Annotated in this window: 12 protein-coding genes; 8 read left to right on the forward strand and 4 right to left on the reverse strand. The window is 70.1% G+C overall.

The genetic code is table 11. The features are described 5' to 3' along the window. Positions 1 to 214 precede the first annotated feature (214 nt). A complete protein-coding gene (locus ACWD04_RS30910; protein WP_451137048.1) occupies positions 215 to 1,225 on the forward strand; it encodes a hypothetical protein in 1,011 nt (336 codons plus the stop codon). A gap of 69 nt (positions 1,226 to 1,294) precedes the next feature. Continuing rightward, positions 1,295 to 2,824 (forward strand): amino acid permease, encoded by a 1,530-nt coding sequence (locus ACWD04_RS30915; protein ID WP_451137049.1) that lies wholly within the window; start codon positions 1,295 to 1,297, stop codon positions 2,822 to 2,824. 22 nt (positions 2,825 to 2,846) lie between these two features. On the opposite strand, the gene ACWD04_RS30920 is transcribed toward ACWD04_RS30915, so the two are convergent. Beyond that, positions 2,847 to 3,614, reverse strand: coding sequence for a sulfite exporter TauE/SafE family protein (locus ACWD04_RS30920; protein WP_451137050.1), 768 nt, complete (start codon positions 3,612 to 3,614; stop codon positions 2,847 to 2,849). A 138-nt stretch (positions 3,615 to 3,752) separates the two neighbouring features. Here ACWD04_RS30920 and ACWD04_RS30925 point away from each other — a divergent pair, with 138 nt between their 5' ends. From ACWD04_RS30925 to ACWD04_RS30950, 6 genes are all read left to right on the forward strand, one after another. Then, entirely contained in the window at positions 3,753 to 4,877 is a 1,125-nt protein-coding gene (locus ACWD04_RS30925; protein ID WP_451137051.1) for a substrate-binding domain-containing protein, read from the forward strand. Between the two features lie 102 nt (positions 4,878 to 4,979). Continuing rightward, entirely contained in the window at positions 4,980 to 6,338 is a 1,359-nt protein-coding gene (locus ACWD04_RS30930) for an ABC transporter substrate-binding protein (protein ID WP_451137052.1), read from the forward strand. Positions 6,339 to 6,381: 43 nt separating this feature from the next. Next, positions 6,382 to 7,383, forward strand: a complete 1,002-nt coding sequence (locus ACWD04_RS30935; RefSeq protein ID WP_451137053.1) for a carbohydrate ABC transporter permease — start codon at positions 6,382 to 6,384, stop codon at positions 7,381 to 7,383. Continuing rightward, a complete protein-coding gene (locus tag ACWD04_RS30940) occupies positions 7,380 to 8,255 on the forward strand; it encodes a carbohydrate ABC transporter permease (RefSeq protein ID WP_451137054.1) in 876 nt (291 codons plus the stop codon). Before ACWD04_RS30935 ends, ACWD04_RS30940 begins: the two co-directional genes overlap by 4 nt. 34 nt (positions 8,256 to 8,289) lie before the next feature. Beyond that, positions 8,290 to 9,318: a hydroxyacid dehydrogenase gene (locus tag ACWD04_RS30945; protein ID WP_451137055.1), complete on the forward strand. Its 1,029-nt coding sequence runs from the start codon at positions 8,290 to 8,292 to the stop codon at positions 9,316 to 9,318. Further along, positions 9,315 to 11,207: a DUF2264 domain-containing protein gene (locus ACWD04_RS30950; RefSeq protein ID WP_451137056.1), complete on the forward strand. Its 1,893-nt coding sequence runs from the start codon at positions 9,315 to 9,317 to the stop codon at positions 11,205 to 11,207. Before ACWD04_RS30945 ends, ACWD04_RS30950 begins: the two co-directional genes overlap by 4 nt. A gap of 195 nt (positions 11,208 to 11,402) precedes the next feature. Here the strand turns inward: ACWD04_RS30950 and ACWD04_RS30955 are convergent, their stop codons facing one another. The 3 genes from ACWD04_RS30955 to ACWD04_RS30965 are packed head-to-tail and all read right to left on the reverse strand — an operon-like array spanning position 11,403 to position 14,349. Continuing rightward, on the reverse strand, positions 11,403 to 12,044 hold the full coding sequence (locus tag ACWD04_RS30955) for a LutC/YkgG family protein (RefSeq protein ID WP_451137057.1): 642 nt from the start codon (positions 12,042 to 12,044) through the stop codon (positions 11,403 to 11,405). After that, positions 12,041 to 13,585 (reverse strand): lactate utilization protein B, encoded by a 1,545-nt coding sequence (locus tag ACWD04_RS30960; RefSeq protein ID WP_451137058.1) that lies wholly within the window; start codon positions 13,583 to 13,585, stop codon positions 12,041 to 12,043. The genes ACWD04_RS30955 and ACWD04_RS30960 overlap by 4 nt, the downstream gene beginning before the upstream one ends. Continuing rightward, positions 13,582 to 14,349: a (Fe-S)-binding protein gene (locus ACWD04_RS30965; protein ID WP_451137059.1), complete on the reverse strand. Its 768-nt coding sequence runs from the start codon at positions 14,347 to 14,349 to the stop codon at positions 13,582 to 13,584. Before ACWD04_RS30965 ends, ACWD04_RS30960 begins: the two co-directional genes overlap by 4 nt. Positions 14,350 to 14,496 lie beyond the last annotated feature (147 nt).

Below are 14,496 nucleotides of genomic sequence, written 5' to 3' on the forward strand. Positions count from 1 at the left end.
TGAATAAGATCCGCAAAGTAGCCGGAATGTGGGCGTGCGGCGCTCTACACTCACCGCCCAGTGGACAACCGGACGATGACCACCGGTGGTTCACGACCGAACGGCCGAACCCCCCACACTCCTTGAGGATTCATGTCGAGAAAAACCTGCGCCGTGCAACTGTGCCCGGCTTTCCGCCCCGCCCTTCACGCGTGTTCAGGGGCGGGGCGCGTACATGGCCACCGGTGAGTTCCGGCCGGTCTACCACCCCGCGGGACACGATCACGCGTTACGTGTGGCGCTGCAGGATCTGCGTACCGGCCGTTGGCTCGCCATGCGGGATCTGCTGGAGAGCACACCGGACTGGGCGCTGTGGACCCAGCGGACCCAGGTCCTCGCTGCCGTGGCGGCGGGCTCCGACACGGTGGACGCCTGGCTCTCCGAGGAGCCGCGGAGTGTGGCGGCCACGGTGATGCGCGCCCGGGTGACCGTGGAACGGGCCGTCCGTGCCCACCGGGAGAGCCACCCGGGCGCCCAGAAGCTGTGGCAGGAGGCGTGGGAGGGGTGCCGCTCGGCCGCGCACGCCTCGCCCGCCGACCCGGTGCCCTGGGTCTGTCTCCTCGCGCTCTCCCAGCTCGACGAGGGACAGCGTCTTGAGGAGCACCGTCTGCCGCCGCCCGGCCCGATGCTGTTCCCCGGGCCGTGGGGGCTGCTGGCGGAGGCGGACAAGCGCGACCCGTTCAACCGCGAGGCCTATCACCGGATGCTGCAGTTCGTCTATGCGAGGCAGGCGAACGGCACGCTCTCCGAGGTGGTCAACTTCGTCCAGTGGGCGGCTTCTTCCGCTCCGGAGGGCTCCGCGCTCCATGTGCTGCCGCTGTACGTCCGGGTGGAGCGCTACCGCCGCGAGCACGGCAACGAGCAGGCACTGGAACTGCACTGGGTCACCGAGGACGGTGAGCGCGACGCCCTGCGCGCCCTGCGCGTCTGGTTCACCGCGGCGGCCCCGGCGGCCCGGTCCCTGCTCGATCTCAACCATCTGGCCCACGCGTTGTGGGGCTCGCTCCGGTTCGCCGACGCCGCACCGGTGTTCCGGGCGATGGGCCCGTACTACACGTCGCTCCCCTGGGCCCACCGCACCCGTACCGGGCGGGGTCCGGCCGGCGCCAAGGACGTGTTCCTGCGGGCCCGGAGCCGCTGCCTGACCGCCGAGCACGAGCCCGGCAGGGAACCACCGCACGGCTGACCGGCCGGCCCCCGCTCCGCGTCCCCGCGTACTACCCTCCCGCCCCTCCCCCACCTGGAGGTCATCTCCATGCCCATATCCGCGTCGACCCCGTCGGGCACGGAGCCCGCGCCGCAGAAGGACGAAGAGCAGCGGCTGCGCGAGCTCGGCTATCAGCCGGTGCTCGCCCGCCGCATGGGCGGCTTCGGTAACTTCGCGATCAGTTTCTCCGTCATCTCGATCCTCTCCGGGTGCATGACGCTGTACGGCTTCGGCATGTCGACCGGCGGCCCGTCCGTGATGCTCTGGGGCTGGGCCGGTGTCGGCCTGTTCGTGCTCTGCGTGGGAATGGCCCTGGCCGAAGTCACCAGCGCGTATCCGACGTCGGGGGCCCTCTACTACATGGCCGACCGGCTCGGCGGCCGTAAATGGGGCTGGTACACAGGGTGGTTGAATCTCCTCGGCCTACTGGGCGCGATCGCCGGCATCGACTACGGCGCTGCGCTGTTCACGGGCGCCCTGCTCAATCTGCAGTGGGGGTTCGATCCCACTCCCGGATCCACCATGGTGATCTTTCTCTGCATTCTGCTGCTGCACGCCGTGCTGAACCTCTTCGGCGTGCGCCTGGTCAGTGTGCTCAACTCGATCAGTGTCTGGTGGCATCTGGCCGGTGTCGCCGTGATCGTCACGGTGCTGGCCATCGTGCCCGCGAACCACCAGTCGCCGTCGTTCGTCTTCACTGAGTTCGTCAACGACACGGGCTGGGAGAATCCACTCTATGTGGCGGCGATCGGACTGCTCCTGGCGCAGTACACCTTCAGCGGCTACGACGCCTCCGCCCATCTGTCCGAGGAGACGTCCAACGCGTCGGTGACGGCTGCCAAGGGCATCGTCCGGGCGATCTGGGTTTCCTGGATCGCGGGTTTCGTCCTGCTGGCCGGACTGACCTTCGCCATCCAGGACTACGCGGGTACGCAGAACAGCGCCACCGGGGTCCCGCCCGCCCAGATCCTGATCGACGCGCTGGGCACGGCGGGTGCCACCGCCATGCTGCTGATCGTCATCGCGGCGCAGCTGTTCTGCGGCAACGCCGAGGTCGCCGCCGCGAGCCGGATGGTCTTCGCCTTCAGCCGCGACAACGCGCTGCCGGGCTCCGCACTGTGGCGCAAGGTGAGCGCGCGCACCCAGACCCCGGTGCCCGCCGTGTGGCTGGCGGTCTGTGTCGCCGCCCTGCTCGCCGTGCCGTCGCTCTACTCCGCGACCGCGTACGGCGCGGTGACGGCGATCAACGTCATCGGGATCACTCCGGCGTACGCCATCCCGATCTACTTGAAGCTGCGCGCCGGTGACCGTTTCGAGCGCGGCCCCTGGCATCTGGGCCGCTGGTCGAAGCCGATCGGCTGGATCGCCGTGGTCTGGGTCGTCATCGTGACCGTGCTCTTCCTGCTGCCCCAGTCGTCTCCGGTGACGATCGACTCGATGAACTACGCGTCGATCGCACTGGTCGCCGTTCTGGTCCTTGCCACGGTGTGGTGGTTCGTCGCGCGCCGTACGTACAGCACTCCGTCCGCGTACGGGAACGCCCGCGAGGAGGCGGAGATCGCCGAGGGCATCGTCTGACGGCACCTCCCCCGGGCGGTCTTCAGTGCAGCAACAGCTGGAGACCGCCCAGGACGGTGGCTCCGATCACAATCCGGTCGAAGAGCTTCTGGTTGATCCGGCCGACGCAGGCGCGGCCCAGGTAGGCGCCCGGGATGACGAACAGAACCAGGGCGGCGTCCAGCAGCAGCGACTGCGCGTCGATGAGGCCGAGTCCTACGCTGAAGGGCACCTTGGAGGTGTTGACGATCAGGAAGAACCACGCCGACGTCCCGAGGAAGCCCAGCTTGCGGAATCCCGCCGACAGCAGATAGAGCGACATCACGGGGCCGCCCGCGTTGGCGACCATGGTGGTGAACCCGCCGAGTGCCCCGTACCAACGGGCCTTCAGGCGCCCGCCCCGCGAGGGGCCGTCCGCGCCCTCCCCTTTCGGAGCCGACTGGGGCCGTTCCCTTCGGCGCCAGAGGGTGACGCCGGCCATGAAGAGCAGAATCGCGCCGATCGAGGTTCGTACGGCGTCGTCGTCGGCCCACATCATGAAGAAGGTGCCTGCCATCACACCCACGGCGACGGCGGGGAAGAGCCGTAGCAGGGTCGGCCAGTGGGCGTGGCGGCGATAGACCAGGACGGCGATGATGTCGCCGGCGATCAGGATCGGGAGCAGCACACCGGTCGATTCGCGGGCCGGGAGGACGGCCGCGAAGACCGCGAGGCTGATCGTATTGGCACCGCTGACCGCCGTCTTCGAGATGCCGACGAGCGTGGATGCCGCCGCGAGCGCGGCCAGTTGCCAGAGTGTGATGGTGTCCATTCCGTTCAGATGGTAGACACATCTCCCTTTCGGCGGATCGACGTCCTGGCCATGCGGAGTACGGGTCCGTCGCTATGCTGCGATCGCTCATGAAAACGTTCAAACGAACATCGCACAGCGGTAGGCAAGGGGGCCAGCATGCGGGAGCCGGTTGAGCTGAGGCGGAAGCGCATTCTCGCGGTGGTGCAGGCGCGGGGAGCCGTCAAGGTGAGCTCGCTCGCCGCCGAACTGGACGTCTCGGCGGTCACGCTCAGGCGGGACGTGGAGGAGCTGGCCAGAACGGGGATGCTGCGGCGCGGGCACGGGGTGGTCCGCGCGATGGGCGACACCGCGCGGACTGCCGTGCCGGCCGCCCGGGGCGGCGATCCGGCCGGGGACGGGGACGGGGCCGCGATCGCCCTGGTCGTCCCGGAACGGCATTCATACCTCTACGAGACCCTGCACGGCGCCAGGACCGCCCTGGAGGAGGCCGGGGTCCGGATCACCCTGCACATCGCGCCGCAGCTGGCAGGAGCCGAACGGCCGCAGGTGGAACGGGCTCTGGCCGCCGGCGTGCGCGGTCTGCTGATCGCCCCGCGGTGGCGCAGCGTCGCCGGGGAGGAGGCGGACTACGGCTGGCTGGCCGAGGTGGAGGTGCCGACCGTCCTGATGGAGCGGCGGCCCCGGCCCGGCAGTGCGCTGCACGCCATGGACACGGTGTGCTCCGACCACTGGTACGGGATCCACCTGGCGGTGGACCACCTGGTCTCGCTGGGCCACCGCCGGCTCGTGCTGGCGGCCAGGAACGACAGCCCGACCGCGCGTTCCATCCGGGCCGCCTTCAGCGAGATAGCCGCCGCCCGGCCCGAGGTGGAGGACTGGTCGGTGGTGCTCAGCTCCCCCAGCGCGGGGCCCGAGGGGCCCGGCAGGCTCGAGACGGTCCCGGATCTGGCGGCGCTGCTGCGGGAACGCGGTACGACCGGTGCCGTCCTGCACGGCGACGAGGAGGCCCTGATGCTGGTCCAGCGGCTGACGGAGAAGGGGATCCGGGTACCGCGGGACTGCTCGGTGGTGGCGTACGACGATCTCCTGGCGGCCCTGGGCAGCACCTCTCTCACCGCGGTCGCCCCACCCAGGGCCGAGATCGGACGGGCGGCGGCCGAGCTCCTTCTGCACCGGCTGGCGCAACCGGCCGGTGCCACCGGTCCGGTGCGCAGGGTGGAGCTTCTGCCCCGCATCGAAGTGCGCGGATCGACCCAGGTGGTACCCCGTCCGGCTGACTGATCGTTTGAACACTTCTAGCTTCTTTTGATCGGTCTATTGACCGATATCGATCAGGCGATCAGTATTCCCCGTGTCTCGAATCAGGAGCCGCGGGAGGCGCACATGCCTGGTCGACAGAGCCGTCGATCCGTGCTCGCCACGATCGCCGCACTGCCTCTGACAGGCGCGCTCAGCGCCTGCGGAGGCGGTGGCGGAGACACACGATCGGGCGGTACGAGCAGTACCGGCAAAACCGTGAACAGCGGGAAGACACGCATCACCTTCTGGTCCGCCCTCCGGGGCAGTCAGGAGGTCGTGGATGCGTTCAACCGCGGGCACGCCACCATTCAGGTCGATTACCAGCAGGTTCCTTCGGGGACTCAGGGCGGTTACGCCAAGCTCAGCAACGCGGCACGGGCCGGCAACGCCCCTGACGTCGCGACCCTCGAGTATCCCCAGGTCCCGGGCTTCGCCATCGACGGAGTCTGCCGCGACATCACGGGCCTGGTGAGCGACGGCCTGCGTGCCAAACTGCTGCCACAGGCGCTGGGGCTGACGACTTTCGAGAAGCGGGTTTTCAGCGTCCCGCTCGACATAGAGCCGATGACGCTGCACTACCGCGCCGACCTCTTCGAGCGGTACGGCCTGACCGTTCCGCGTACCTGGTCGGACTTCGAGGACGCGGCAAGGACCGTACGACGCAAGAGCGATGACCGCCGGATGGCGCTCTTCCCGACGGACGGCGACACGCATCTCGCCGCGTTCGCCTGGCAGGCGGGCGCTCAGTGGTTCGGCACGGCGGGCGGCGCCTGGAACGTCTCGCTGGCCGACGCACCGACCCGTCGCGTGTCCGCTTTCTGGCAGCGGCTGACCGACGAGGACCTGGTCTTCATGAACGCGGTGGAGAGCCGGCACAGCGACATGCAGATCGAGAACGGCCTGGTCCTCAGCCGGCTCAGCGGTGCGTGGGACGCCGGTGCCCAGATGAAAGCCCGTCCGGGCCAGAAAGGCCGGTGGGCGCTCGCGCCGCTCCCCCAGTGGGACCCGGCCGACCCCGGTGTCGGGACCCATGGAGGTTCGACCTTCGCGGTCACCAAGGACAGTGCGCACCCGGAGGCCGCGATGGAGTTCATCGAGTGGCAGGTCTCGCACCCGGACGCCCTGCGGGCCCGGCTCTCCAGCGGCGCGAGCAGCCAGTACCCCGCCGCACCCGGGCTGGTCGAGGTGGGCCGCAAGGCCTTCGACCGCGCCTACTACGGCGGCCAGGACATCTACAGCCTCTTCGAGCAGGAGGCCCTGAAGATCCGGCCCGGCTGGGTCTGGGGCCCGCGGATGACGGCCACCGGCAAGCTCATGAAGGACGGGCTGGCACGGGCGAGCGGAGGCCGGGGCTCCATCCTCGGCGCGGTCCGGGCGGCACAGGAGGGCACGATGCCCGACCTCAAGGCGCTCGGCCTCTCCACCACTCAGCACTCCACCTGACCGGCGACCGCCGTTCCCAGCAGCAGAGAGGCAGGTGACACCCATGACCAGCGCCACCCCCGTATCCGTCCCGGCGGACGCCCCCGCGCGGCCGTCACCCAGAAACCAGGCCGACGCCGCCCCCGCGCCCACGGCCCGCAGGACCACCCGACGGCGTGAACTCGGCGCCTGCGGCGTCCTGATGACGCCGTTCTTCGTCCTCCTGGCGACCGTCTTCCTGATCCCGGTCGCCACCGCCGTCCATCTGAGCTTCTTCAGCGACGACCAGCCCGGACTCGGTTTCGGCCCGGAGCGCACGGTCTTCGCGGGGCTCCGCAACTACACCGCCGTACTGACGGACCCGACCTTCCTCGGCGGTCTCGGCGTCGTCGCCCTTTACTGCCTGGTCTACATCCCGCTGATGGTGATCGGTGCCCTCGCACTGGCGCTGCTGCTCGACTCCGGCGTGGTCCGCCTGCGGGGCACCGTCCAGCTCGCCCTGTTCCTGCCGCACGCCGTGCCGGGCATCATCGCGGCCCTGATCTGGCTGTATCTCTACACCCCCGGCATCAGCCCTGTCATCGACCTGCTCGGCAGGGCCGACATCACCATCGACTTCCTCGGGGTGCACACGGTGCTCCCGTCCATCGTGAACATCGCACTGTGGAGCAACCTCGGCTACAACATGGTCGTGTTCTACGCCGCCCTGCAGGCGGTCCCCCGCGAGGTGATCGAGGCGTCGGTCGTCGACGGCGCGGGCCCCGTCCGGACGGCGCTGCAGGTCAAGGCACCGCTGGTGCGCTCGTCGATCGTGATGGTGGCGATGTTCACCCTCATCTTCGCGCTGCAGCTCTTCACCGAGCCGATGCTGCTCAGCCAGTCGACCCCGATGATCAACTCGCGCTTCTCCCCCAGCATGTACATCTACGACGCCGCCTTCACCCGCAACAACTACGGTCTTGCGGCAGCCGCCTCGGTGGTTCTGCTCCTGTGCACGATCGCCCTCTCCTACGGTGTCACCCGCTGGACCAACCGCGCCAACGCTGCCGAGGAGGGCTCCCGATGAGTACGTCGACCGCATCCCGCCCCGCCTCACCCCTGCGCCCCCGGCTCCTCGGGCGCTCCGTCGTCAATCTGGTGGTCTTCATCTCGGTGCTGTACACCCTGCTGCCGGTGCTGTGGCTGGTGCTCGCCGCGACGAAGGACAGGGACGCCCTGTTCAGCAGCAACATCCTGTCGCTGAGCGACTTCTCCTTCGTCCAGAACATGAAGGACCTCTTCGCCATGGACGGCGGGCTGTACGGGCGCTGGTACGGCAACAGCCTGCTGTACGCGGTACTCGGCGCGGCCCTCGGGGCGCTGATCAGCATCGCGTGCGGCTACGCCTTCGACAAGTACCGCTTCGCCCACAAGGAGAAGCTGTTCGGCCTGGTGCTGGCCGCCGTCATGGTGCCGCAGACGGTGCTCGCCCTGCCGCTCTACCTGATGGCCTCCGGCACCGGCCTGGTGAACACCTTCTGGGCGGTTTTCATCCCCGTCCTGTTCAACCCGTTCGGGGTGTACCTCGGCCGGATCTTCAGCCAGGGGTACGTGCCCGACGAAGTGCTCGAGGCCGCGCGGATGGACGGCGCGGGCGAACTGGCCGCCTACTTCCGGGTGGCGCTGCGCATGCTGGGCCCGGGGCTGGTCACCGTCTTCCTCTTCCAGCTCACAGCCATCTGGAACAACTTCTTCCTGCCCATGGTGATGCTCTCCGACCATGACCTGTATCCGGTCAGCCTCGGCCTGTACTCCTGGAACAGTTCCTCGTCCGTATCGCCCGAGTACTACCCCGTCGTCATCATGGGCTCGCTGCTCGCGGTGCTGCCCCTGATCCTCGCCTTCGCCCTGCTCCAGCGCTTCTGGCGGTCGGGGCTGACGGCGGGCGCCGTCAAGTAGCCGCCACTCCGCCGGACCACCGACCAGGAGAACCATGCCCAGCACTCCCCCCGCACACCGCCGTCCGCGCGCCGCGCATGCCATGGGAGCGGACGCCGCAGCCGCGGTGCTCACCCCCGGCTCCCTGGCAGCGCTGGCCGACGTGTGCACCCTCGCGCCCGGGCCCGCGATCGACGACTTCACGACCGAGGCGGCCCGGACCGTACTCGCGGACACCGAGGTCCTGATCACCGGCTGGGGCTGCCCGCCGCTCCACGCGGGTGTCCTGGCCGCCGCACCCGCGCTGCGGGCCGTCGTGCACACGGCGGGCAGCGTGCGCGGCCATGTCACCGAGGCCTGCTGGGACAGGGGCATCGAGGTGTCGTCGGCCGCGGCGGCCAACGCCCTGCCGGTCGCGGAGTACACCGTCGCTATGATCCTGCTGTCCGGCAAACGGGTCCTGGAACGGGCCCGGGACTTCCGGGCCTCCCGCACGCGCGACGCCTGGCTCGCCGCACCGGACGATGTCGGCAACTACCGCCGCACGGTGGGCATTCTGTCCGCCTCCCTGGTCGGCCGCCGGGTGATCGAGCTGCTGCGGCCCTACGACCTGCGCGTGCTGCTCCACGACCCGTACGTCACGGACGAGGAGGCCGCCGCCCTCGGTGCCGTCCCCGTCACCCTGGCGGGACTCTTCGCGGAGAGCGACGTGGTCAGCGTCCACACACCGCTGCTGCCCGCCACCACGGGGCTGGTCAGCCGCGGGCTCCTCGCCTCGATGCGGCCCGACGCCGTCCTCATCAACACCGCCCGGGGGGCGGTCGTCGACCAGGACGCCCTCACCGACGCACTCCGGGCGGACCGGATCCGGGCGGTGCTCGACGTCACCGATCCCGATCCGCTGCCGGCGGACCACCCCCTGTGGGGGTGCGACAACGCGACCATCACCCCCCATCTCGCGGGGTCCCAGGGCAACGAGCTGCGGCGGCTGGCCGATCTGGCGGTCGGCGAGGTCGCCCGCTGGGCCGCCGGCGGCGGTTTCGCCCATCCCGTACGACGCGAAAGGCTGGCCTTCCTCGCATGACCTCCACTCCCTTTCAACTCCCCCCTGACGACCACACATCGAGCCCGTACACCGGCTACACCCGGGCCCACTGGGAAGCCACGGCGGACGGCCTGCTGGGCGCCGCCTGGAAGTGGGCGACCCCCGGCCGTGCCTTCCTCGACCTGCCGGGCCGGCCCTCCCGCTCCGGGGTCCGGTCCGACGGCCTGGAGGGATATGCCCGTACGTTCCTCACCGCCGCGTTCCGGGTCGCCGGCGCGGAGGGGAAGGACCCTCACAACTGGCTGGAGCGGTATGCCGACGGGCTCACCACCGGTACCCGCACGGCCGGGCGGGACGACGCCGAGTCCTGGCCGCTGATCCTGGACCACACCGTGTTCGGCCAGCCGATGGTGGAGTCGGCCTCGGTGGCGATCGGGCTGCGACTGACCCGCCCCTGGCTGTGGGACCGGCTGGACGCGGCGGCTCAGGACCGCGCCGAGGAGTGGCTGCGCGGCGCCCTGCGGCACTCCCCGGCACCCAACAACTGGTATCTCTTCCCTTTCTCCGTAGCGGGTTTCCTGGAGTCGGTGGGGCGGGGCGACGCGGAGACGGCCCGGGCCCGGCAGCGGGCACTCGACCTGCTGGAGGTCTGGTACCGCGGCGAGGGCTGGTACGCCGACGGGGACGGGCGCGCCTTCGACCACTACAACGGCTGGGCCTTGCACCTGTATCCCGTGCTGGACGCGTATCTGTCGGGCGACGCGGAGCTTTCCGCACACTACGGCGCACGGCTGAGCGAGCATCTGGAGAGCTTCTCGCTGATGTTCGGTGGGGACGGCGCTCCGCTGCACTTCGGGCGCTCCCTCACCTACCGCTTCGCCGCGGGCGCGGCGGTCGGGATGGGCGCGGTGTCCAGTTACACCCCACTTGCGCCGGGCGTCTCGCGGCGGCTGATCAGCGGGTCGCTGCGGTACTTCCTGGAGCGCGGGGCGGCCGGGGACGACGGTCTGCTGAGCCTCGGCTGGCACGGTCCGCACGACGCGACACTCCAGGTGTACTCCGGGCCGTCGTCGCCGTACTGGGCGTCGAAGGCCTTCGTCGCGCTGCTCGCCCCGGCGGAGCACCCGCTGTGGACGGCGGACGAGGAGGCCGCCCCGAGCGAGGGCCCGGACCGGGTGCTGTCGCTGCCGTCGCCGGGGCTGCTGGTGCAGTCGACGCGGGCGGACGGCGTCGTGCGGCTGCACAATCACGGCAGCGACCATGTCCGGCCGCACGAGGGCGAGACGGCGGGCCTGTCGGACCCGCTCTACGCACGCCTCGCATATTCGACGGCCACCGGCCCGACGGCGTCCACGAACGCCGCTGACAACCACCTCTCGGTACGGGTGTCGGGCTCGCGCAGCAGCCGGGTCCGCATCCACCCCCTGGGTACGGGTCACGGCGACGGCTGGGGCTGGGCGGCGTCCTGGCACACACCGGTCTTCCCGGAGGGCCCACCGACCTGGCCGGGCCTGCGTGTGGAGAGCGTGACCGTCGTCCGAGGGCGTCACGAGCTGCGGGTGCACCGGATCCTGGGCGCCCCGGCCGGTGCGCGGGCGGAGCAGACGGGCTGGGCGACGGACCCCGGTGGCACTCTGCGTTCCGCGTTGCACGGGCTGCACGGCTGGGAGGAGCCGGAGGAGGTACGGGCCCCGCACGGCACGGCGTTCACACGGTGGGCGGTGCTGCCCCGTCTGGGTGCCGACGTGGAGGGGACCGAGGTGCTGGTAGCGCTGGCTTCGCTGAGCGGGGAGCTTGAAGCCGGCCCGCTCGCCGCGGCGGTGAGCGGGGTGGATGTGAACGGGGAGACGGTCGCGGTGCGCTGGGCCGATGACGGTGCGACGACCCGTATCGGCTTCGCGCCGCTGGAGGTCGTCCATGAGCTCTGATGCCCGCTGAGGGCGGGAAGGGAGTGCTGTTCCTCGTCATCGAAGTGCGCCTCGAGAACGGTTGCCGGCCGCGCGAGTCTGCCCTGAGTGCCTCGGCCGCACCCGCTGCGGCCAGGGAGGAGAGGCTCTCGAGGAGCGCTTCGGTTCCGGCCAGGGCTGGGTGCTCGGTGGGCCGCGTCTCTCCTGCGGCGCGCTTCAGGCGTCGGTGCGGATCACCACCGCGAGGGTGCGGGGGCCGTGGACGCCTTCCACCCGCTCCAGTTCGATGTCGGACGTCGCCGACGGACCGCTGATCAGGGTCGTCGGCCTTTCCCGTACCAGCCGGGCCACCGCCTCCGGGACGCCTGCCACGACCGACGACAGGTCGACGACGCAGACATGGAGGTCGGGAACGAGGGACAGGGCACGCCGGCCCTGGTCGGGTGATCCGTCCAGGAAGATCGTGCCGGTCTCGGCGCAGCTGACGGCGGAGGCCGTCACCACGCCGTCCAGCGCGTCGAGGCTCGGTGCGGGAATGTCCGCGGAGTCCCGCTGGACCTCACCTTCGTACGCACCGAGCCACCGCTCGTCGAGCCCGTCCGGGACACCGATGCGCCGGGCGCCGCGCTCGTGCAGGATCTCCGCGATCACCTCGGCCGTGCGGTCCCCCGTGCAGGGATGGACCTGCGCCTTGTAGTCGACGAGCCGGTCGGTCAGGAGCGCGAGACGGTCGCCGTCCGGGAGTGCGCGGCCGGTGCGGTAGGCACGGGGGATCGCGGTGTCGGGGGTGGGTGCGAGGGCCAGAGCGTCCCTGATCCGGCCGAGCACCGTCTCGCGTGCGGTGGGAGTGGTGGTCACTGGTCCTCCTCGGGGGCCTCGGTCGCGCTCCGGGCGCCCTCGTCGGCCGCTGCCCGCATCGCCTCCGCGCCTTCGGCCGAAGCCAGCCAGGAGCGGAAGGACTGCCTGGGCGGGGCGGCGGTGTCGCGGCTGTCGCTCCAGCCGCTGAGGGGGGCGGGCAGACGCGAGATCGTGCCGTCCCGTCCGCCGACGACCCTGGCGAGGGAGGCGGCCTTCTGCGCCGCGGTGAAGAGCTTCGGCTTGTTCATCACACCGGCGGCGGCCTTCATGGCGAGCTTCTCCGCCGTGGTTCCGGCCTGTTCGGTGTGCTGGTGGCGCAGTTCGACGAGCATCGAGGGGATGTCGATCTTCACGGGGCAGGCGTCGAAGCAGGCGCCGCAGAGGCTGGAGGCGTACGGCAGCGAGCTGTTGGGGTCGTTCTTCGCCGCGTGCATCCCGGCGAGCTGCGGGGTGAGGACCGCGCCGATCGGACCAGGGTACGTCGATCCGTAGGCATGGCCGCCGGCGCGTTCGTACACGGGACAGACGTTGAGGCAGGCCGAGCAGCGGATGCAGTTGAGCGCCTCGCGGCCGATCGTGTCGGCGAGCGCCGCGGTGCGGCCGTTGTCGAGGAGGATCAGGTGGAAGTCCTGCGGCCCGTCGCCCGGCGTCACGCCGGTCCACATCGAGGTGTACGGGTTCATGCGCTCGCCTGTCGAGGAGCGGGGCAGCAGTTGGAGGAAGACTTCCAGGTCCTGATAGCGCGGCAGGACCTTCTCGATGCCCATCACGGTGATGAGGGTGTCGGGCAGAGTCAGGCACATCCGGCCGTTGCCCTCCGACTCGACCACGGTGAGTGTGCCGGTCTCGGCGATACCGAAGTTGGCGCCGGAGACGGCCACCTTGGTCGTCATGAACTTCTCGCGCAGATAGGCGCGGGCAGCGGCGGCGAGGTGCGCGGGCACGTTGTCGAGATCCGGGTCGACGCCGGGGATCTCGTCGAGGAAGATCTGCCGGATCTCGTCGCGGTTGCGGTGGATCGCGGGAACCAGGATGTGCGAGGGCTTGTCGTCGGCGAGCTGCACGATGAGCTCGGCCAGATCGGTCTCGTAGGGCGTGATGCCTGCCGCTTCGAGGTGCTCGTTGAGGCCGATCTCCTGAGTGGCCATCGACTTGACCTTGATGACGTCACTGCTGCCGGTCGCCCTGATCAGCCGGGTGACGATCTCGTTGGCCTCGACGCCGTCGCGCGCCCAGTGGACGGTACCGCCGCGCTCGGTGACCTTCTGCTCCAGCTGTTCCAGGAGTTCGGGAAGCCGGTTCATGGTGTCGGTCTTGATGGCCGCTCCGGCGTCGCGCAGCTGCTCCCAGTCCGGGAGTTCGCCGGTGACGTCGAGGCGCTTGGTCCGGATGGTGCGGGTGGCCCTGCCGAGGTTGCGGCGTAGCTGGTCGTTGCGCAGTTCGTCGTGGGCCGCCTCGGGAAACTTCCGGTCGCCACGCAGGTTCCCCGTCCCGTACGGGGAACGGGGCGGGGCGGCGGGCATTCCGAGGAACGTGCTCATCGGGCGGCCTCCATCAGGGCGTACGGCGCTGTACGGGTGGAACCGAGGATCTGCGCGAGATGCAGGGTGCGTGTACCGGACTTGACGCGGGAGAGTCCGCCGCCGATGTGCATGAGACAGGAGGAATCCCCGGCGGAGCACACATCAGCCTTCGTGTCGCAGATGTTGCGCATCTTGTCCTCGAGCATCGCGGTGGAGGTCTCGGCGTTCTTGACGGCGAAGGTGCCGCCGAAGCCGCAACAGGAGTCGGCCTCGGGAAGCTCGACCAGGTCGATCTCCTCGACGGCGCGCAGGAGCTTCAGCGGCTTCTCACCGACCCGGAGCATGCGCAGGGAGTGGCAGGTGGGGTGGTAGGTGACCCGGTGCGGGAAGTAAGCGCCGACCTGGGTGACACCGAGGACGTCGACGAGGAGCTCGGAGAGCTCGTACGTCTTGGCCTTGACCGTGGCGACCCCGGCGCGCAGCGCGGCGTCCCCGTACCGCTCGGCGACGATTTCGTGCTGGTGGCGCACCGAACCGGCGCAGGACCCGGACGGCATGACGACCGCTTCGATCGACGTGTCCCCGAACTGCTCGGCGAAGTTGCGCACCAGCGGGACGGGTTCGCGCTGGTAGCCGGTGTTGACGTGCATTTGGCCGCAGCAGGTCTGATCCGGCGGGAAGACCACCTCGTGGCCAAGGCGGGCGAGCAGCACCGCGGTGGATTTCACCGCCTCCGGGAAGAGTGTGTCTCCCAGACAGGTGGCGAAGAGTCCGATACGCATGGGGCCTCCTCCGATTTATGGTCCGACCATACTAGCCTCGGTCCGCAGAGGGAAGCCCGCGGGCACGCCCGGTCGAGGAGACGCGGAACCGCTCCTCGGCTGACTCCAGAACGACGCGGAGCAGGGTCTGCATGTCCTGCCAGCCGA

The sequence above is a fragment of the Streptomyces sp. NPDC002911 genome, from assembly GCF_053591835.1.